At 41.6% G+C, this 20,516-nt stretch carries 20 protein-coding genes; 9 read left to right on the top strand and 11 right to left on the bottom strand.

The features are described 5' to 3' along the window. Positions 1–24: 24 nt before the first annotated feature. The 5 genes from CLV94_RS14280 to CLV94_RS14260 form a co-directional block, all read right to left on the bottom strand. Positions 25–1,104, bottom strand: a complete 1,080-nt coding sequence (locus tag CLV94_RS14280) for an efflux RND transporter periplasmic adaptor subunit (protein WP_121377173.1) — start codon at positions 1,102–1,104, stop codon at positions 25–27. A 25-nt stretch (positions 1,105–1,129) separates the two neighbouring features. Then, positions 1,130–2,416, bottom strand: a complete 1,287-nt coding sequence (locus CLV94_RS14275; protein ID WP_121377172.1) for a TolC family protein — start codon at positions 2,414–2,416, stop codon at positions 1,130–1,132. A gap of 95 nt (positions 2,417–2,511) precedes the next feature. Next, positions 2,512–3,864, bottom strand: a complete 1,353-nt coding sequence (locus CLV94_RS14270) for a HAMP domain-containing sensor histidine kinase (RefSeq protein ID WP_121377171.1) — start codon at positions 3,862–3,864, stop codon at positions 2,512–2,514. A 3-nt stretch (positions 3,865–3,867) separates the two neighbouring features. Continuing rightward, entirely contained in the window at positions 3,868–4,542 is a 675-nt protein-coding gene (locus CLV94_RS14265; RefSeq protein ID WP_121377170.1) for a response regulator transcription factor, read from the bottom strand. 3 nt (positions 4,543–4,545) lie between these two features. Then, positions 4,546–5,583, bottom strand: coding sequence for a formimidoylglutamase (locus CLV94_RS14260; RefSeq protein ID WP_121377169.1), 1,038 nt, complete (start codon positions 5,581–5,583; stop codon positions 4,546–4,548). A 108-nt stretch (positions 5,584–5,691) separates the two neighbouring features. Here CLV94_RS14260 and CLV94_RS14255 point away from each other — a divergent pair, with 108 nt between their 5' ends. From CLV94_RS14255 to CLV94_RS14245, 3 genes are all read left to right on the top strand, one after another. After that, positions 5,692–6,573 (top strand): hypothetical protein, encoded by an 882-nt coding sequence (locus CLV94_RS14255; protein WP_121377168.1) that lies wholly within the window; start codon positions 5,692–5,694, stop codon positions 6,571–6,573. Positions 6,574–6,775: 202 nt separating this feature from the next. Continuing rightward, entirely contained in the window at positions 6,776–7,009 is a 234-nt protein-coding gene (locus tag CLV94_RS14250) for a hypothetical protein (protein WP_121377167.1), read from the top strand. A 74-nt stretch (positions 7,010–7,083) separates the two neighbouring features. Continuing rightward, a complete protein-coding gene (locus CLV94_RS14245; protein ID WP_121377166.1) occupies positions 7,084–7,323 on the top strand; it encodes a hypothetical protein in 240 nt (79 codons plus the stop codon). Here the strand turns inward: CLV94_RS14245 and hutI are convergent. Next, positions 7,301–8,536, bottom strand: a complete 1,236-nt coding sequence (gene hutI / locus CLV94_RS14240) for an imidazolonepropionase (RefSeq protein WP_121377165.1) — start codon at positions 8,534–8,536, stop codon at positions 7,301–7,303. The two genes, CLV94_RS14245 and hutI, sit on opposite strands and share 23 nt — an antisense overlap. A 127-nt stretch (positions 8,537–8,663) precedes the next feature. Between hutI and corA the strand changes: the two genes are divergently transcribed. The 3 genes from corA (at position 8,664) to CLV94_RS14225 (ending at position 11,168) form a co-directional block, all read left to right on the top strand. After that, the gene (gene corA / locus CLV94_RS14235) at positions 8,664–9,746 is read left to right on the top strand and encodes a magnesium/cobalt transporter CorA (protein ID WP_121377164.1); all 1,083 of its coding nucleotides are present in this window, start codon (positions 8,664–8,666) and stop codon (positions 9,744–9,746) included. Between the two features lie 113 nt (positions 9,747–9,859). Next, positions 9,860–10,567 carry a DUF1003 domain-containing protein gene (locus CLV94_RS14230; protein ID WP_121377163.1) on the top strand — a complete coding sequence of 236 codons (708 nt, stop codon included), beginning with the start codon at positions 9,860–9,862 and terminating at the stop codon, positions 10,565–10,567. A gap of 40 nt (positions 10,568–10,607) precedes the next feature. Beyond that, positions 10,608–11,168, top strand: coding sequence for a hypothetical protein (locus CLV94_RS14225; RefSeq protein WP_121377162.1), 561 nt, complete (start codon positions 10,608–10,610; stop codon positions 11,166–11,168). Between the two features lie 98 nt (positions 11,169–11,266). Here the strand turns inward: CLV94_RS14225 and CLV94_RS14220 are convergent, their stop codons facing one another. From CLV94_RS14220 to CLV94_RS14210, 3 genes are all read right to left on the bottom strand, one after another. Then, entirely contained in the window at positions 11,267–12,559 is a 1,293-nt protein-coding gene (locus CLV94_RS14220) for a hypothetical protein (RefSeq protein ID WP_121377161.1), read from the bottom strand. 469 nt (positions 12,560–13,028) lie between these two features. After that, on the bottom strand, positions 13,029–14,426 hold the full coding sequence (gene fumC / locus CLV94_RS14215) for a class II fumarate hydratase (RefSeq protein ID WP_121377160.1): 1,398 nt from the start codon (positions 14,424–14,426) through the stop codon (positions 13,029–13,031). 21 nt (positions 14,427–14,447) lie between these two features. Then, a complete protein-coding gene (locus tag CLV94_RS14210; RefSeq protein WP_121377159.1) occupies positions 14,448–15,002 on the bottom strand; it encodes an STM3941 family protein in 555 nt (184 codons plus the stop codon). A 188-nt stretch (positions 15,003–15,190) separates the two neighbouring features. Between CLV94_RS14210 and CLV94_RS14205 the strand changes: the two genes are divergently transcribed. Further along, the gene (locus CLV94_RS14205) at positions 15,191–15,352 is read left to right on the top strand and encodes a hypothetical protein (protein ID WP_121377240.1); all 162 of its coding nucleotides are present in this window, start codon (positions 15,191–15,193) and stop codon (positions 15,350–15,352) included. A gap of 92 nt (positions 15,353–15,444) precedes the next feature. Here CLV94_RS14205 and CLV94_RS14200 read toward each other — a convergent pair whose 3' ends face one another. Beyond that, positions 15,445–17,928 (bottom strand): outer membrane beta-barrel family protein, encoded by a 2,484-nt coding sequence (locus CLV94_RS14200; protein ID WP_121377158.1) that lies wholly within the window; start codon positions 17,926–17,928, stop codon positions 15,445–15,447. Positions 17,929–18,026: 98 nt separating this feature from the next. Beyond that, positions 18,027–18,368 (bottom strand): arsenate reductase (glutaredoxin), encoded by a 342-nt coding sequence (arsC, locus tag CLV94_RS14195; RefSeq protein ID WP_121377157.1) that lies wholly within the window; start codon positions 18,366–18,368, stop codon positions 18,027–18,029. A gap of 124 nt (positions 18,369–18,492) precedes the next feature. Between arsC and CLV94_RS14190 the strand changes: the two genes are divergently transcribed. Together CLV94_RS14190 and CLV94_RS14185 are read left to right on the top strand one after the other, a co-directional pair. Beyond that, positions 18,493–19,464, top strand: coding sequence for a CPBP family intramembrane glutamic endopeptidase (locus CLV94_RS14190; protein WP_121377156.1), 972 nt, complete (start codon positions 18,493–18,495; stop codon positions 19,462–19,464). Further along, entirely contained in the window at positions 19,457–20,503 is a 1,047-nt protein-coding gene (locus tag CLV94_RS14185) for an AMP-binding protein (protein ID WP_121377155.1), read from the top strand. Before CLV94_RS14190 ends, CLV94_RS14185 begins: the two co-directional genes overlap by 8 nt. Positions 20,504–20,516: the final 13 nt, after the last annotated feature.

Raw genomic sequence — 20,516 nt, 5'->3', positions numbered from 1 at the left:
AAATTGTATTTGGATGGATTGCTGTTATTTTAAGCTTTCATAAATCAGAAGCTGATTCTTAGAAATAATCTTTTCGTTTTCTTGGATTCCCTTGTCAAAATAAACGACCTCGTTATTCTTGGTTACCGGATTGACCTGTCTGATTTCAAGATTGCAGTCGTCTTTATAGACAATGATGAAATTTTGGTTGTCATCAAAAATTACAGCCTTTACAGGCACAGCAACCATTGATTCTGTCGCGATATTTTGCTTTTTCAGGATAATATCTGCCGACATTCCTGGTTTTAGCTTCAAGTCGGTATTTTTCATTACGATTTTTGCTTTCAGCACCCGTTCTTCGGCATCGAATACTTGCGATAATGCCGTAATTTTTCCTGAGAAAACTGCGTCAGGATACGCCAGCGTCTTGATCTTGACCTCCATGTTTTCTTTGATATTCTGCATATCAGTCGCATAAATATTGACCATGACCCATACTTCATTTAAGTCAGAAATCGTAAAAAGCGGCTCGCTTCCTGAGGAAATCTGCATTCCAGAGCTCATGTTCTTGGCAACTATAAAACCATTGGACGGAGCCTTGATTTGGAATACAGATTTTTCAGAACTGGCACTATATAAGGCAAGGTTGCTCTTGATGTTTTCTAACGACGATTTTAAGACCTTGACTTCGCTTTCTGCCTGAACTAAATCTTTCTGTGAAGCAATTCCGTCTTCAAACATCGATTTTACAGAAGAAAGCTGTCTTTGCGCCACGGCTAATTGCGATTCGACGGACTTGTTTTCAGACTGCAATCCGTTTAACTCCGTACTTTTTATTTCAGCTAGTAGTTGTCCTTTTTTGACATAATCGCCTAAAGAGAAATAAGTGTTGGTTACTACGCCGTTGATTAGGCTGGTAAATTGGACCACATTGTCTGCATTATAGGTTACATTTCCAGTCAATGAAAAGGTTTCTGAAATAGGTTCTTTTCTGACTTCTTCAATGGTGACTTTTTTCTTTAGGTCTTCGTTTAGGCAGAATTTGTCGCTTTTTTCTAGAACAGCTTCTTTTTCTTTACAGCTAAAAAGCAGGAGCAATGGCAATGATAAATAGATATATTTCATAATAAGTGTTTCTTAATTAGAGGGATTAAAGTTCTTTGCCAATGACAAACTGCAATTCTTCAAAATATTCGTTGAGTTCTTTTTTAGAATCCAGAATGATGGTCTTGTTTTCAAGATAAGCGTTGACAAAATCGAGGTATTCGAGCATGCTCGTGTTTCTCAAGGCAAAGTTTTTTTGATGGCTTTCCAAAAGCATATCGAGGTCTTTTTCATACGAAGCTTCAATATTTTCGTATAACTTTTTGGCTACAACCAAATCTTCGTAGGCTTGGATGACCTCGTTTTGGGCTTGGTTGTTTTTCTCTTCTTTCATATACTGGCTTTTTTGGATTTCTATTTTCGAAGCCTTGATATTGCCTTGATTTCTGCTAAAAAAGGGAAGGTCTAAAGCAAAACCGACACCTACAAAATCATTCATGATATTCCCGCCGCGGTCATAGCTGGCCAATAAAGTCACATCGGGAGTGCGTTGCGACAGTTCGTATTTGTATTTTCGGTTGTTGTATTTTTCTTCTAAAACGGATGCTTTTACATCCGGACGGTTTTCCAAAGCATCGGCAGTCAATGCGGCAAGATTGATGCTTTCCATCTTGTTCACGTCGGGCACGAATTGATCCATGCTGATTTTTAGAAAACGTTGCGGAGGAAGATTCATCAGTGTTTTTAATTCTTTCTGCAGTTGGTTGTTTTCTTTCTGAAGATCGCTCAGTTGTTTCACGAATTCCAATTCAGAAGCTTTAAGTCGGATAAATTCACCTTTGCTGATATTACCTTGCTTAGCTTGATTGGAATAGGCATTTAATAGCTTTTGGATTGAGGTGAGCTGTTTTTTGTATACGCTCTGTTTTTCCTCAACATATTGCAGGTGAGTCAAATTGTTTCGGAACTCAACCTTCAAAATCCGAAGAAAATCTTGAAAATATTCCTGAGCTATTTCCACGCCGACTTTCTCCATGGCCATCAATTTCTTTCTCTTGCGTGCTGTATAAATCAGCTGTTCTAATCCAACAGTTACTTCAGAAGTCTTTCCCCAGTTGCCCGAAATAGGAGGGAGCTGTTCGGATTTGGCATTCGACCATAGATTGATCTCGCCGACTTCTAATCGCGGATTGGGCCATAATTTGGCTTGGATAACTTGCGCTTCAGCTTGGTCGATGTTGAGTTTTTCAGACAGGAGCCTTAGGTTATTTTTCAAGAAAATAGCTTCGGCTTCGGCCCTTGAAACCAACAAAGTGTCTCTTGCTGTAGCGTTTTGTGCTTTGCCAGAAGAGCAAAGGCTAACGAAAAAGGCGGTAAATACGATACGTTTCAATGTGAGTCTTTTTTATGACTGCAAAGCTATCGGGCAAAGATTATAGCAGTATTTGACTCACATTAAAAGTAAATTAAGCTGACATTAGAAAACGATTAGAGTTTTGGAAACAGTAGCGTAATTAAGGTTCCAGCGTTTTCTTTTGAGTAGATGGAAAACTGGATATTGTTTTGCTTAAAGATGATAGTTGCTAAGGATAGGCCGATACCGCTTCCTTTAACGTTTCCGACATTTTTGCCGCGGTAAAACGTCTGCTGAATATAGTCAAGATCTTCTTTCAAGATACCCTTTCCATAGTCTTGGATGGTAATCTGGAGCTGGCCGTCAGTTTCAGACAGAGAAATCTTTATCGGATTTCCGTCAGAATATTTCACAGCGTTTTCAATCAGGTTGTACAAGGCAAGCTGCAGCTGCAGCTCGCTGCCTTTGACAGACAGCAGCTTTTCGTCTTTGACTTCCAAATCAATACGGACTTCCTGTTGGTCATAGGCTTCAAAAATCTTATCATTGATGTTCCAAAGCGTTTCGTCGATGCGGAATGTCTCGTTTTCGGGAGTAATGGTTTTTAGGCCCGAAAGCATCATCAGGTTGTTTAAGATTTCTTCGATATGATAGACATTTTCTAGCGCTTCGGACGTTACTTTTTGGTATTCTTCCGGCGTTCTGTCCTTTTGGGCAAATACCTCCAGGTTTCCTGAAATAGAGGCTAGGGGCGTCTTAAATTCATGTGATACATAATTGATAAAATTCTTCTGTATCGCAAAAGTATCCGACAATCGGCTCAATAAATTATTAAAAGTCGTAATCAAATCCTGTACTTCGTCATTGGTATTAGAAGATGAAATAGGCTGGTCTAACGAGTTTAATTCCATCGAATTAACTTGACTTATGACTTCTGTAATCGGACGGTAAGCAATGTTGGAAAGCAGTCGACTCAAAAATAAAATAAACAGCAGTCCGGCAAACAAAACGATGATCATAATGACCAATAATCGGTTGGTCTGCGACTTGAATACTTCGCTTTTGGTTTTTACAAAAACCACGAAATCGCCTTGGTTGTCGTTGTAAAAAATACCGTAGTAAAAGTGGTTGTTGGATTTAAAACTGAGCTTTTTGTTCTTTCGGACAAACTCTAATTCCTTGGGATTGATATTTCTGTCGGCTTCTTTTTCGCCATAAACAATCGTATTGTTCAGGTCGTAAACGCGAACGATATCATTCTGTATGTTTTCTTCAAACTGTTCTTTGATCGCAGAATGCTCATAATGCGGAAGCTCATCTTTTTCAAGGTAATAGATGCCCGAAAGCAGGCAGGTTTTTTGGAGTTCCTTAAAAACGACTTTTTCAGAGCTATTGTAGAAAGCCAGATAAATCAAGACCGAAGCGATTATGAAAACAAACCCGAACGTGGCGGATGAGATGAGCGTTAGGCGGTTTCGGATTTTCATAAGCTATTCTTTGAGCATGTATCCTGTCCCTTTGATTGTATGGATAAATTTATGCTGGTTTTCGTCGATTTTGTTTCTTAGGTAGGAAATATAGACATCGACCACATTGGTATTGTTGTCGTAATTGATGCCCCAGACGGCATTTAACAGCTGTGTCCTAGAAACGACCTTGTTTTTGTTTTCTAATAAAAAAAGCAACAGCTTGTATTCTCTTGGCGACAGATCAATCGGCTGTTCTTCTTGGAATACCGAGTGTTCATCAAGGTTGACTGTCAGGTTATGGCAGACATACACCTGTTCTTTTTCCTTATAGTTGAATTTTGTCCTTCTTGTCAACGCGTTGATTCGCGAAATCAATTCCTTAAAGTGGAACGGCTTCACCAGATAATCATCGGCACCGCTGTCAAGAGCGGAAACTTTATCGTCTGCATCATCGAGTGCGCTGAGGACTAATATCGGCGTATGGTTCTTTTTGAATCGGATAAGTTTGGTCAGCTGGATTCCGTCAATTCCCGGAAGCATGATGTCCATCAAGATGATGTCCCACTCGCTTTCCGAAATCATCTCGCGCGCGATTTCTCCCGTAACGGCAAGAGTCACCGAAAAGCCATTCTCTTCGAGTCCCTTGATTACAAAATCACTGATCCGCTTGTCATCTTCAATAAGAAGTATATTCATCTATTATTCTGTTTCGCTTTTCGCCTTCATGAAATCGGTCACGAGGTAGCCTATGAGCTTTCCGACCAGATGGCTGTTTTTAGGATCGCCCAAATCAGGTGCGCCTTCGCAGATGTGCAAGTAGCAGGCGTTCGGGTCTTGGCTAAAAAAGTGGATAAACTGACGCAGTTCTTCTACCGAAAAACCGCTCAACGTCATGGCGCTGCTCGGAATGCCCGGAATCGAATCCAAATCGATTTCGATACCGTAAAAGTCGTTTCGGATGAACGAAAAGGCTCTTTCCATTTCCAGCCTGAAATCTTTTTCCCTGCGGATGTTGATTTCGTCATAGGTATTGATGCGGACTCTTTCGTCCAGCTTCTTGATTTCGTGCAACACGCTTTTAGAGGTGTAGCTTTCGTGGAGTCCGAAGACAAAATATTTTTTCAGAAAGCCTTCTTCATAAGCATACGAAAAGCCGTTGCCGCTGTGTCTTCCTTCCAAGATTCTAAAATCGGAATGGGCATCAAAATTAATCGCATTGATGGCTTTTCCTTTGGCAAGCGCCGTTCCTTTTATATTTCCGTAAGCGTTGTTATGTCCGCCGCCAATGATGATAGGGATTTTCCCTGCCTTGACAATCGTAAAGATAATGTGAGAGACTTCCTTGTCTATTTTCTCGACAACTTTAGAAAGCTGTTTTCTTTCTTCCAGAATATTAAAATCAAGGTTTTCGACTTCTTTCATCTCTTCGGCAGCATCCAGATGGCCCAAGACTAGAATCTGGTTGCCCTTGCTAAAGCGATTGTGCTGGATATTGGCTATACTTTTTATGGTACTTTCCCAAGCAGAAGCTGCTCCAGGACGCCCGAAATTAGCCCGAACCCCTATGTCTTCTGGAATTCCGAACAATACGAATTTTGCATCGGAAGTTTGCAGAAATTCAACAGTATCAGCCCCTTTTGGGATAGTCTGCATCTTTTCGCCAAATTTGACTTCACCGCTTCGAAAATTAGTTACTCTAGCTAAATCGTGCACAGTAAAGGGAATAAGCTTTTCCATAAAAAAAATTTAACTCCAAAAATAATATAATTATATAAACTTACGTTAACTGTCTTATAAATCCCCCAAAATTTTATTTAATTTGTTTAAACCATTACCACTATTACCATGGAAAATCAAAAAAGTAATTCCAGCCTAAAGGCGATTATCGTCGTTTTGGCAATTCTACTCGCGGGGAGTTTAGTTTACATGTACAAAATGAGCAGCGATGCGAAATCTACAGAAACGCTGCTGGTCAAAGACAAAGAGTCTGCTATGAATGATCTGGCTGCTCTAAAAACCAAATTAGATGCTGCAATTGCAGAAAACACTTCCGTATCGGATGAGCTGATTGCAGAAAGAGAGAAAGTTGTCAAATTGATGGCCGAACTCGAAAAATCAAAAGGAGACATTGCTTCTCTGAAAAAATACCAAAGCCAATACAATACGCTGAATGCGAAATTCAATGCGCTGGCGAAAGAAAACGGATTGCTGAAAGACCAGAATTCGCTTCTGACTTCTAAAAATGACAGCATCAGTCTGGCATTAGGAGAGGCTAAAAAGTTTAATGATACATTAGTTATCCAAAACGAAAACTTGGCAAAAACAGTCGAGAAAGCGTCAAAACTGACAGTTATGAACTTGAGAACTGAAGCCATCAAAGAAAAAAGCTCAGGAAAACAAGTCGTTACTGAAAGAGCCAGACGTGCCGACAAGCTTAAAGTTTGTTTCGCGATAGCACAGAATGAAGTAGCAAAATCTGGAAACAAGTTATACTACGTTCAAATCATCGACAGCAAAAATAACGTGCTGGGCGAGAAAAAGACAGAAGCTTTCGGAGATATGTCTTTAACGTACAGCTTCACGACTACAGTAGCGTATGAAAATAAAGCAGTCGATGTCTGCGAATTTTTAGACGGCAACGGCGTAGATTTTGAAAAAGGAGTTTACTATGTAAATATCTTTGACAAAGGAACGCTAGTTTCAAAAACCAGCTTTACGCTGAAATAAAGACAAACAAAACACCAAGACTTAAACTGCATAGAAAAGGAGCCCAATGGGCTCCTTTTTTTACTCTGTATATAATGCATTGTATTGATTCATAATATGTTAAAGTTAGCTGTAATTAATAAGTTGTAAGAAAAATATGTATATTTGAATTGTGCTGTGTACCACAGTCTTACCTTGTTTTATTAACTTAACTATATACATTATGAAAAAAAGACTTTTAAATCTAGAGGGAGCTCAAGAACTGACAAAAGGAGAGCAAAAAGCAATTAAGGGAGGAACAGATCCAGTTCCTAGCCATTGCGGATTTGGCGTGACCGTTAATTCCAACGGCTTATGCTTTATCAATGGTATTGCGGGCACAGCACAATATTTTAACGGCCTTGAATATTGTTGTGAAAATCTTTTAGAACCATGTCCAGGTGGTCCAAGATGCTAATAACAAAAAAAGCCTTGAAATAATCTTTCAAGGTTTTTTTATGTAATTTTCGCTCCGCTTCGTGTAATAGAAATATGGAAACAAAAGATGTTATAGGTATTTTGCTTTTTTGTATAATCTGTAGTGTTGTGCTTATATGGGGCGTTACTGATTATAGAGACTATAAAAAAGAAATGGCATCTGAGAAATTTAATGAATTGCCTGTTTATGATAAAGCTCATATAAAGAAATATAAGGCAAGATCATTAATGACGATTTTTATTTCTGTAGCAGGTCTTTTGGGAATGATAATCAAATTAATTTCCCTTCTATAACCACCTGATCAATCAAATCGGTACCAAAAGCATACGGCAATTGGTAGAACGACGTAATCGGCTTGGTGATAATCAAATTAGCATGTTTTCCTACCGTTATCGAACCGTGGGTTTTGGAAAGTCCCATGGCATACGCCCCATTGATGGTGGCCGCATTGATCGCTTCTTCGGGTGTCATTTTCATCTTGATACACGCAGTAGCCACTACAAAATTCATATTGCCCGAAGGCGTAGTGCCCGGATTAAAATCAGTCGCCAACGCTAGCGGCAGTCCGGCCTGTATCATTTTTCGAGCAGGAGTGTAGGGAATGCTGATAAAATAAGAGCAGGAAGGCAAGGCAACCGGCATCGTATCCGAATTCTTTAAGACTTCTATATCTTCATCGGTCACAATCTCCAGATGGTCTACAGAAAGCGCTCCGTGCTTTACGCAGGCTGCTATACCGTTGATGGCCGTAAACTGGTTCACGTGTATCTTGGCAGGCAGTCCGTACTTTTTGCCCGCTTCCATGATGCGTTCGGTTTCTTCAACAGAAAAATAGCCTGTTTCCAGAAAGGCATCGATATAATCGGCCAGCTTTTCTTCCGCTATTTTCGGAAGCATCTCGTTGATGAGGGTATCGATATAACCGGAATGGTTTTCTTTGAATTCCGTAGGAAAAGCATGTGCCCCTAAAAAAGTTGCTTTGATAGCAACAGGATAGTTTTCTTTTAGCTTTTTGATGACGCGCAGCATTTTTAATTCGCCTTCCACCGTCAGTCCGTAGCCCGATTTTATTTCTACGGCTCCGGTGCCCTGCAGCATGACTTCTTCTAAGCGTGTCTTGGATTGGTCGTAGATTTCGTCTTCCGAAGTCTCGTTCAGCTTTTTGGCCGAGTTTAGGATGCCGCCGCCGCGGTTGGCAATCTCTTCATACGACAGTCCGTTGATGCGGTCTACGAATTCCTGTACGCGATTTCCAGCATACACAATGTGCGTATGGCTGTCGCACCAGGCCGGAAGCACGGTCTTTCCTGCAGCATCGATAACCGTAGCATCGGCAACTTCGGGCAGGTTTTCCATCGTGCCAAAGCTGCTTATCAAGTTGTCTTTGATCAAAAGATAGGCGTTTTGTAGGGCAGGCAAGGCTGCCATTTCGGCTCCCGAAACTTTGTCAACGTGCGTTTCTCTGACCTGTAATAATTCTTTTATGTTGATTAGCAGTGTTTTCATGTGTACTATAGGTTTGCAGCTTTGCCTGATTTGGGGCCGGAATCGAATCCAAAACCAAGCTGAAATATTTCTGTAAATGTAAAATGGAATTTTAAAAACTCCTATCTTTATGACAAATTAAAATGCCTTGAGAAGAATACGCTATAAAGAAGTTCGCAAAGTACAGCCCAATTATTTTGAGTATACCGGAATCCATACTGCCGATCCGGTTGAAATGCAGCTGTTTGTCTATGACGATCTGGGCTACGAAGAATACAAAAAAGTTTCGCTCGACCGTGTCAAGAAAGAAATCGAAGACCCTTTGCAGGCCGAAGATGTCAAATGGCTCAACGTGCACGGCCTCCATGATATAAAGCTGATACAGGAAATCGGCGAGCTTTTGAACCTCCAGAATTTTGTCGTGGGCGATATCTTAAATGTTTCGCGAAGGACTAAAATGGACGAGCTGGACGATATTCTTTTCTTCAGCATCAAATCGATCTTGCAAGAAGAAGAGTCGGCCGTAGTCAGGGTAGAGCAGATCAGCTTTTTGCTAAAGGACAACGTACTGATTTCATTGCAGGAAAAAAAGAGCGATTTTTTTACGCACATCCGCGAACGCATCAAGACGCATAGCGGTATCGTCCGAAAAAAGAAAAACGACTACCTGCTGTACCTGCTGCTCGATGCCGTGATGGAAAACTTTTTTATCACTATCGAAAGTTATGAAAACGGAATCGAGGCGCTGCTGGTCGAGGCCAAGAACAGCTACAAATCGGTTTTTTTGGAAAACATAGAAAAGGAACGGGAAAACCTGAACTTTCTAAAGCGCTCGATCATACCGCTCCGCGATGCCCTGTTTAATTTAAAAACACACCAGAAGGATGAGGACTTTGCAGGTATCGAAAAATCCAACTATGCCTTTTTTGAGCGCCTGCACCAGAAAAGCCTGGAAATCTTAGACCAGATCGATTACGACCTGAAATCATTAGACAGCGCTTCCAACGTGTTCTTTTCGTCCCAAAGCCAGCGCATGAACCAGATCATGAAAACGCTGACCATCTTTTCCGTCATCTTTATGCCGCTCACGTTTATCGTCGGCGTCTACGGAATGAACTTCGAAAACATGCCCGAACTCAAGACAGAAAACGGCTATTTTATCATACTCGGCGTTATGTTTCTCACGGTTTTAGGCATGGTGTATTACTTTAAAAGGAAACACTGGTTTTAGGTAATTTTAGATTTTAGACTTAAGATTTTAGACTTTAGGCTTTCAACTTTTAAACTTTCAACTACCAACTACCAACTATCAACTATCCACTATAAACTATCAACCATCACCCTATGAAAAAATTCACCAGCGATATCTCCGGAAACGAATACCCAGAATCCGAAAGAGTGACGGCCAGACTGGTCCGAAAATCCATCTTGGACTTTATCAAGCAGGAGCATCCGGATTTTGAAAACGACAAGTGCATGTCGGCCGACGAGCTGCGTAGCTTCCGCGAAAAATACATCTCTGAAATGCTCTTGAAAGAAACAGGCGAACTATCGGATATGGAACAGATGGTTTTGGATGCCCTAAACGACAATACGATTCTTTCTGACAAGCTGGACGATGAAATACAGGAGTTTACCTTCGGGCAGAAAATTGCCGATAAAGTGGCTTCGTTTGGCGGCAGCTGGACATTTATCATCTCTTTTATGACTTTCTTGCTGTTGTGGATTGCGGCGAACGTTTTTATGCTGGCCAACAAAGGCTTTGACCCGTATCCTTTTATTCTCTTGAACCTGATCCTGTCGTGCATTGCGGCCCTGCAGGCGCCTGTCATTATGATGAGCCAGAATAGGCAGGAGGAAAAAGACCGCGACCGCGCCAAAAAGGATTATATGATCAACCTGAAATCGGAACTGGAAATCAGGATGCTCCACGAAAAAATCGACCATCTTTTACTGCACCAAGAACAGTCGATTGTCGAGATACAGAAAGTGCAGATGGACATGATGGAGGATATCCTCAAAAAGATTGAAAGCAGCAAGAAACACGACTAGCTATCGGCTGTTCGGTATTGGTTGATTCAAAATAAAAAATATGCTAGCAAAAGATTTTGACTTGTTTAAGCAGCGGTATGCAGAAAACTGCAAGACCAAAAGCTCGAATCCTGCCATTCTTGAATTGTATTCTTTTCTGTTAAAACACGAAGTTGTTGATAGCGATGTATGGACAGTCGGAGGCGGAAACGATACCGTAGTCAGCCTATTGGCACGCTATTTCTCAGACGAAGATTGGAAAGAGCTGGAAACGGAACTAGAAAATTGGACTACGAATCAACTGGAAATTTTTACGGAATGTATTGTAGAAGGCAGCGCAGAAAGTGATACTGATGTTACCAACTCTACTGTAATGAACAGGTTTTACCTCCTTAAAAAACTGCTAGCGATTGGTGAAAAAAGAGACCGGCTTCGGAATGATATTTTCTTAAGATTGATCGACAATATTGAATTTTTAGACAAATGCCAGTCAATATCTTTTGAGGATGCTACAGCACTGGCCCATTATTTTGACTATTCTGAAAGAATACAAGACGAAAAATACAACGACGATTTAGTAATTGCTACCTTAAGAGCCATGATAGAAAGGGCAAGCAGGTAAAGTGCCAGCATAACTTTTAGTGTCACTATTCGTATAGAAACATAAAAAAACCTGAAGCTCAGCTTCAGGTTTTTTAGCAGTATCGCAGTTCAGGCTTACTATCGGTTGTTCGGATATTCGTTGATCCAATGAAAGCCGGTATTGACCAAACGGTAGTCTTCCAGCGATTTTTTGCTGAATTCGGCCTGTATGTCTTTTTCCTCAAACTTTCCTTTTAATACAAAGGCTTTTGGTGCTTTTTCTTCATAGTGCAGTACTGAAACCTTCGTGGTGTCTTTGTAAGACTTGAACTGCACCGTTTTTTTAATCGTATCGATCTTTAGGGCATAATAGATCGTACTGTCCGCTTCGGTAAGTATGCTGCCGTAGGTTCCCGAAATGTGCAGGTTTTTCCAACGGCTGTTCTTGTCTTGGATTTCTTTTAAAGAATCGTTTGCCGTTTCATAAAAAGCAAGGGTCTTGTAGCTGCCTTTTAGCGGTGCTTCTGGCGCCAAGGAGCCATAACTATACATTCCTTCGATACCTTGGGCGACGATAAAGCCGCTGAATCCTAAGATTAAGATTCCTTTTCCGATGGCCCGTGTTCTTGCTTTCCACTTGTTTTCAAAAACAAGTTTGCAGTGGTTTAGGGTTTCGGTCTTGTTCAGCACAAAGAAATTATACAGCTTTCTTACGTTAGGCGCTAAGATGATGATCGAAATAATCAGGAGGTGGCTCGAAAATAATTTCACGGGCACGTCAAAACAAAAATTCATCAAGACCACATTGCTCATCACGGCCACGCTAAGCAGGGCACCCAATGTCTTGGTATTGTGGAACAGCAATAAAAATCCAGCTCCGGCTTCCATGATTCCGGTAAAGCCGCCATATATTTTAGAATGGCCCATAAACGTCCAAAGCAGTCCCATAGGCGTAGCGTCGCCAAAGTTTTCTTCGAGACGGCCAAAGTCATGGAACGAAAACTGCCCTTCGAAAAGCTTTAGCAGGCCGTACACAATCAAGTACAGTCCTACATAATAGCGCGCATATACGATGGTCCAATAATACAGCCGGTCGTAATTGATTCTTTTTCGGGTCGCGAAAAAAACGATGACCGAAGTAAGGATGGCCAGCAGTATAAACGTAACCAGCTTCACATAATCGAACGTCGTATCGCCGCTGCCCGTGTTTTGTATTTTTTGCAGGGTATCGAGCTGCAGTATGTTTTTCCCGACCCACAGGTTGATAAAATCGATAGCCGTTCCGTAGAAGCCTGTCAATATATTTACTCCCGGAATCTGGTCTAGCGGAAAAGGAAACATATAGAACAGCAAATAGAAAATAAGCAGCAGGGTGAAAAACTTGCGTGTAGCCGACCATTTTTTCTCTGTAAGGGGGTGTGTTTTGACCATAGGTATTGGTTTGATAATTACGAATATACTTAATTCTTGGTATAGAAAAAACTTACAAAAGCAATTGTTGATGTTAACAAGAACGTATAAAACGAAATTATAGTATGTTTTGAAAGGAGCAAGGCGAGCCTACGTATGCCTCTAGGCTTCCTTAGATGATGAGCAAGGTACATTAGGATAGATGGCTAGGTTTGCCATAGTGAATGGTAAAGTATACCATGATGTAGGTCTAAGTATACCATAGTAAATAGTAAGGTAATACCATGATGTAGGTCTAAGTATACTATAGTAAATAGCAAGGTCTGCCCTGATGGAAGGCTAGGCATAGTATAGTGAAGAGCAAGGCATGGCATGATGTAGGACTAGGTAGACCATAGTAAAAAGCAAGGTCTTCTTATCCAAAACAAAGGAGCACAAAAAAAAACCTGAAGCCAAGCTTCAGGTTTTCTATAGTATGGTTTAAAAAAGACTATTTTAGGCTTCCTACCATGTCTTCTGGTTTTACCCAAGCATCGAAATCTTCTGGAGATACATAGCCAAGGCGTACCGCTTCGTCTTTTAGGGTAGTGCCGTTTTTATGGGCAGTCTGTGCAATTTCTGCTGCTTTGTAGTAGCCGATTTTGGTATTTAGCGCCGTAACAAGCATTAATGAATTGTCTACCAATTCTTTGATACGCGTATAGTTTGGCTCGATTCCTTGCGCACAGTGCTCGTCAAAAGAAACGCAGGCATCGCCTAGCAAACGGGCAGACTGCAGGAAGTTAGACGCCATCAATGGCTTGAATACGTTCAATTCGTAATGGCCTTGGGTGCCGCCGATCGTAATCGTAACGTCGTTGCCCATTACTTGCGCGCAGACCATAGTCAGTGCCTCGCATTGCGTAGGGTTTACTTTTCCTGGCATGATCGATGAACCTGGCTCGTTTTCTGGAATTAAGATTTCGCCAATACCAGAACGCGGACCTGAAGCCATCATTCGTACGTCGTTAGCAATCTTGTTTAGGGATACTGCCAATTGTTTTAGCGCCCCGTGCGTTTCTACAATAGCGTCGTGTGCCGCCAAAGCTTCAAATTTGTTCGGAGCGGTTACAAAAGGATGTCCTGTGAATTTGGCGATATATTCCGCTACTTTTACGTCATAGCCTGCTGGCGTGTTTAGTCCGGTACCTACGGCAGTTCCGCCTAAAGCCAGTTCAGACAAATGCGCCAAGGTGTTTTTTAAGGCTTTCAGTCCGTAGTTCAATTGGGCTACATAGCCAGAGATTTCTTGGCCAAGCGTTAGCGGAGTGGCATCCATCAAGTGGGTTCTTCCAATCTTAACTACATTTTTAAAAGCTTCTGCTTTGGCATGAAGCGTGTCTCTTAATTTTTCTACGCCCGGAATGGTTACTTCTACAACGGCTTTGTAGGCTGCGATGTGCATTCCTGTAGGGTAGGTATCGTTAGACGATTGTGATTTGTTTACGTCGTCGTTTGCTTTTACAAATTGTTCGCCTTCACCGATCTTGTGTCCGGCCAATACTTGAGCTCTGTTCGCAACCACTTCGTTTACGTTCATGTTGCTTTGTGTACCAGAACCGGTCTGCCAGATTACTAAAGGAAATTCGCCGTCTAGTTTTCCAGCCAAGATTTCGTCGCAAACCTGAGCGATGGCGTCTCTTTTTTCAACAGGCAATACGCCTAGGTCGTGGTTGGCATAGGCAGCCGCTTTTTTAAGGTAGGCAAAACCTTCGATAATTTCTTTTGGCATGGATGCCGATGGCCCGATCTTGAAGTTGTTTCTTGAACGCTCTGTCTGTGCGCCCCAATATTTGTCTGCAGGAACCTGCACTTCGCCCATCGTGTCTTTTTCTATTCTATAGTCCATTGTATTGTAAATTGTTTGTTGTTATATGTGATTCATTCTATTGTATTCGGTCAGTTTCTCGACGAGAATTTTTTTAAGGTTTTCGTGCGTGGTATCCAGGCTGTTGGCCGATATCGCTACAGCACTTCCAAAAGATTTATAGTTGGCTGTCATCGCCTTGCGCTTAAAGCTGCTTTTTTGGGCAGCGATAAAGGCTTCGGGGTCTTTAAGGACGATATTCACAAAGTTCTGGTTTGCGACAGCGGTTTCTGTGATAGCGGTAATGTCTTCCCACGGAATAAATCCGGCGCTGATGCTACTAGAATTGTCGGTAACTCCTTTTGAGGAGATGATAAGTCCGTCGGATTGCGTGCTTAGCTTTCGGATAGCCGTAATAGCAATAAAGCCAAAGAAAAGGATGGCTATGCTACCCATAATCAGCACAAATAGGGGAGAATCTATCGGCCTGTCGATTTCTTGGTGTTTGGCGACCAGCCAGATTCCGATAAGCACAAACAAGACGGCACCCAGAATAGTAAGGACTATTTTTTTCCGGCTTAGCTTTATGATTATGGTTTCTGAGGCGGGCGTATTCATTTTTGTTTAATTAGCTGGCTTACAGAAATTGGGTCGCTTGGATTTTGAATTACTTTCTGAAAACCAGCCCAAAAATAAGGATTATAAGTAGGTTTAAAAAATGATTTAAAAATTATTTTCATTGTTTTTATTGGTCAAAATGAATATTCCACCTATCTTTGACGGGTATTCAAAAAATTCCGGAAAACATGTTTGAATTTCAACAGTATTTAGGTTTCTTACTTTTCTTAACCATCTTGACAATCGGCTTTTGGCTGATGATCTTCTTGGTGAGCTTCCTGCCTTATTGGATTGGCGGCGCTTTATTCGAAAGATATAAAGAAAGAAGAGCTAAAAAGAAACAAGAGTAACTCAGTTAATCTGTACTCAAAATAAAAAGGGAACCATTGGTTCCCTTTTTTTATGGATAGCTCCGAACCTTTCGATCCGGAGCTGGTAATTCTTATCCGCCGTATTCTTCGCCGCCGCCGTTAGTATCGGCATCGGTTTTTCTAGGCTGTTTTTCTCTTTCGTTTTTCTTCTTGTTGAAACGGTACGTGAAAGAAAGCGTGATTTGTCTTTCTCTCCATTGCATTTCAGAATAGGCATTCTGCGTAGGCAGGTTGGTTTCTGTAATTCTTTTTCTAGAATTGAAAAGGTCGTTTACGTTTAAGGCAACGGTTCCTTTGTCTTTTAGCACATCTTTGCTAAACGCTAGGTTCGCGCTGATAATGCCTTTAGAACGTCCCTGTGCATTGGTCTGCGGCGCATTATACGTAGTGTTTGCCTGCCAGTCGATACCCAGTGGAAGGTTGATCTTGGAGTTGATTCGTGCAAACCAAGAATAAGCCGTGTTGCTGAAATCAATCGTTTCTGAAGCTCCAGATAAGTTGGTATAGGTATAGCTTCCTTTGGTCTGGTTTCTGAACAAGTTAAAGTTGCTGTTCAGTCTCCACCATTTATAAGGGTTGTACGATAACGTGAATTCAAATCCGAAACGGTCTTCTGTACCTACGTTTACAGGAGAAGTCACTAAAACGGCAGTTCCGTTTATCGTTTCTGTATTACGTACAAACTGTACGGCATCCTGCGTTCTGTTAAAGTACATAGAAGTATTAAAAGTCAGCTGGTTCCATTTTTTAAGGTAGCCGAAATCAAACGCATCGGTCATTGACGGATCTAGGTCTGGATTACCTCTGAACAGGTTGATGTTGCTCGACAAGCTCGAAAATGGATTGATCGAACGGGAGCGCGGTCTTGAAATCCTGCGGCTGTAGCTTAACGAAGCGCTGCTGCTTTCGCTGAACTCATACGCTAAAAAGGCACTTGGGAAAAAGTTGTTGTATTTTTTGTTCTTGTAGATGTTTTGTGTCAGCTGGTTGATGTCGATGTTCGAATCTTCCCAACGCAAGCCTACCAAGTAGGACATCTTGTTGATTTTGGTACCGAACTGCGTATACAGCGCGTTTACTTTTTCTTTGTATTCTAAGGTATTGGTGAACTGCGGATCGTTTTCCCAAGCTCCTGTTCCGTAGTTGAAATTTTCCACAGAATAATCGGTAAGCAGGTCGTTGAAGTTACCGCGGTATCCGGCCTCAAACTGGCTTTTTTCGCCAATCGGCAATACGTAGTCTGTCTGTAACAGGGTTCGGTTTTGTTCTTGTATGTTGGCGGTTCTCTGGTCGCTTATCGGCAGATTGTTAAGCACGTCGCGGCTAGGAATGTCGGAGTTCTCATCGTCGTCGCTTTGAGAAAAAGAGACATCAACCGTCAGCTGGTGCCCGTCTTTTTTAAACTTTTTGATAAAGTTAGAAGAGAAATCTACGTTTTCGTCTTTTTCGGACTCGTCGCTAAAACGGTTCGTGATGCTTTGCAGGTTCATGCCTGCATCGTATTTGTGCTGGAAGACATTGTCTGGGTTTTCGCCAGAGCTTCTGCGGTACGAAAACGTATTGGTCCACGTTGTCGATTTGTCAAGATACCATTCCAAGCCAAAATTAGCATTGTAGCTTTTGTTCAGCCTTTCGTTGTTTCTTCTTTCTTTAAGGTAGCTGGTAATATCGCCATTTTCGTCAAGATACTCCGTATCGGTCAGCGAGTTTCCAGGTCCTTTTCTGTAGCTGTAGCCTTGGGTTGTGAACAGGTTGAATTGTTCTGTTTTATAGTTGATCGTTCCGGTAAAGCCGTGGTTCGCAGGATCTCCTGTCGTAGCCGTTACCGTACCGTTGATTCCTTGGTTTTTTCCTTTTTTCAATACGATATTGATGATACCGCCGCCGCCTTCTGCATCATAACGTGCGGATGGGTTGGTGATTACTTCTACTTTGTCTACCGCATCGGCAGGAAGCAGTTTCAAGGCATCGGCAATGTTGATACCGCCAAGACCGGAAGGTTTTCCGTCGATCAAGATTCGTACGTTTTCGTTCCCACGAAGGCTTACGTTTCCTTCTACATCGACAGAAACAGAAGGTACGTTGTCTAAGACGTCGCTTACAGTTCCGCCTTTCACAATCATGTCTTGTCCAACGTTATATACTTTTTTATCGAGCTTGATTTCTACGGTAGAGCGCTCGGCGCGGATTTCTACGGCATCCAGCATTTCGGCTTCGGCTTCTAGGGCAACAGTTCCGAAATCTTTGTCTTCTTGGATTGCCAGCTGTTTCATTTCTATCGCCTTGAAGGAGATAAATTCAAATTTCACATCATAGGTACCTGCATTCGCCTCTATCGTAAATACTCCGTTTTCATCAGTCATTCCGCCAGTAATAATGTCAGGACGCTTGCTGTTTTGGAGGGTTACAGTCGCATATCCTAACGGAAGGGACGTAGATTTTTCGGTGATTTTTCCTGTAATCTTTACTTTTTTAGCCTGCGGCCTTTCTTGGGCAAGACTTAAAAGCGAAACGGAGAGCAATAGGAGGGTTATTGCAAATTTTAATTTTTTCATTAACTAGAATGTTGATTATTTAGCTTAAGACCGCAAAAGTAGCCTTTGGTTTAAGCCTGATTTCATAAAGGTTTGTTAAATACTGTCATTTAACATTCTTATACTATGTCGAGGATTTTTTCTGGCGGGCGACCGATGACCGCTTTGTTTCCGTTGATGACGATCGGCCTTTCGATTAGTATCGGGTTTTCAATCATGATCTTGATGATTGCTTCGTCGGATACTTCTTTTCCTTTGAAATTTTTCACCCAGACATCTTCTTTTTGGCGGATAAGCTCGATTGGCGCTATGCCCAACAGTTTGATGATGGTTTGTAATTCTTCAAAAGAAGGCACGTCGGTAAGGTATTTTACGACCTCAAATGCTTTTCCCGATTTTTCGACAAGCTCGAGTCCTTCTCTAGATTTTCCGCAGCGTGGATTATGATAGATTTTGATCATGATTTTTTCTATACGCAGTTTAGTGAGCTGCAAAGAAATGAAATGCAAATTAAAAATAGGCCAATATGTTGTAACAATTGAATAAATTAGGGGTCAAATAAATTCAAGCACAAAAAATAAGGATATGTTTATAGCACAAGGTTTTAAGAGTAAGGACAACGCGTTTTGGAAATATATAGTCGGTTCGATATTGATCATTATTGCTTCTACAGCAGGACAGTTTCCGTGGATTATTGCGATCGGGATAAAATCGTTGACAGAAAAAGAGGAGTTTCCGCAAGATCAAAACACAATGATGACCTATTTGAATTCGAACCTGACTTTGTTTTTCATGCTGATTTCGTTTGTCTTTGCCATGCTTGGGTTGTATCTGATCGTGAAATATTTCCACAAGCAAAAGTTTATCGAAGTGGCGACTTCGCGAAAAAAAATGGACTGGTCGCGTTTTTTCTTTTCTTTCGGACTTTGGGCAGTGATTACCACAGTCGTAACCATTGCAACGTATTATGCTTCTCCAGAAAACTATGAAATTAATTTTCAGCCGGTTCAGTTTGCGGTTCTTGCCATCATCGCAATAGCCTTGATTCCGATACAGACCAGTACGGAGGAATATGTTTTTAGAGGATATTTGATGCAGGGATTTGCGCTTTTGGCAAAAAATAAATGGTTTCCGCTTATGATGACGTCCTTGATTTTTGGACTGCTGCACATCATGAATCCGGAGGTCGAAAAGATGGGCTACATTATCTTGGTCTATTATATAGGCACGGGATTGTTTCTAGGTATTGTAGCGCTAATGGACGAAGGTATAGAGCTTTCGTTGGGCTTTCATGCCGCGAATAATCTGATAGGAGCGTTGCTGGTGACATCGGATTGGACGGTTTTCCAGACGCATTCTATCTTAAAAGACCATTCAGAACCGACAGCGGGATTTGACGTTTTGCTTCCGGTGTTTGTCATTTTTCCGATTCTTTTGTTTATCTTTAGTAAGAAGTATAAATGGAATAACTGGAAGGAGAAGCTCACAGGAGTTATTGTTCCTCCAACAGAAGACAGTTTTCACGAAATTAATGAATTAGGAAAAAACGATGAATAACCCAACCTACCATAGCGTCCACAACCGTTTTAAACTGAACGGCTTTCATCTTGACAAAGATGACTTGTGCCGTGTGGCGTATAGCTTTATCAAAGAAGGAGAAGCTTTTGAACGACCTGTCGGTATCTTCATACTGGATTGGTTTGATGAAAAGGAATATATCGAAATGACGACTTCGGGAACGACGGGAGCGCCTAAAAAGATTAAGGTAAACAAGCAGGCCATGGTCAATTCGGCTTTGGCGACAGGCGATTTCTTTGATCTGGCACCCGGAAATAAAGTCCTTCATTGCCTTCCGGCACAATATGTGGCAGGCAAGATGATGTTTGTCAGGGCGTTTATTTTAGGACTGGATCTCGATTTTGTAGAACCTACATCAACGCCTTTAGAAAGGAATGATGAAACCTATGATTTTGCGGCCATGGTACCGCTACAGGCACAGCATTCTTTAGCACAGCTTGGACAAATCAAGAAATTGATTATTGGCGGCGCGAAGGTCAGCTCGGCTTTGGCAAATGAACTGCAGCAAGTTTCTTCGGCTATTTTTGAGACGTATGGTATGACGGAAACGATAACTCATATTGCGGCGAAAAGAGTAGGAGAAGAAGCCTTTCAAGTCCTGCCAGGCATTACGGTTGCAGAAGACGAAAGGCATTGCTTGGTCGTAACGGCGCCTACCATTACAGATGAAGCCGTGGTGACGAACGATGTCGTAAAAGTCTTGAATGAGAACGAATTTATCTGGCTGGGACGTATCGATAATGTGATTAACAGCGGAGGCGTCAAGCTTTTTCCAGAACAGATTGAGGAAAAGCTGTCGCATAAGATTGAGCGGAGGTTTTTTATAGCCTCTCAGGAAAATGAGGAGCTTGGCGAAAAATTAGTCCTAGCAGTCGAAGGCGACCCATTTGTTATAGATGATGCTGCTTTTGGCGAATTAGGGAAATATGAAAAGCCGAAAGTAGTACTGTTTATTCCTAAATTTTTAGAAACACCGACAGGCAAGGTCTTGAGAAAAGAAAGCTTGTCGAGCGTATAGAAAAGAGCGCCAA

Source organism: Flavobacterium endophyticum (assembly GCF_003634455.1).
Classification (GTDB): domain Bacteria; phylum Bacteroidota; class Bacteroidia; order Flavobacteriales; family Flavobacteriaceae; genus Flavobacterium; species Flavobacterium endophyticum.
This window is presented reverse-complemented; position numbering and strand designations above follow the sequence as displayed.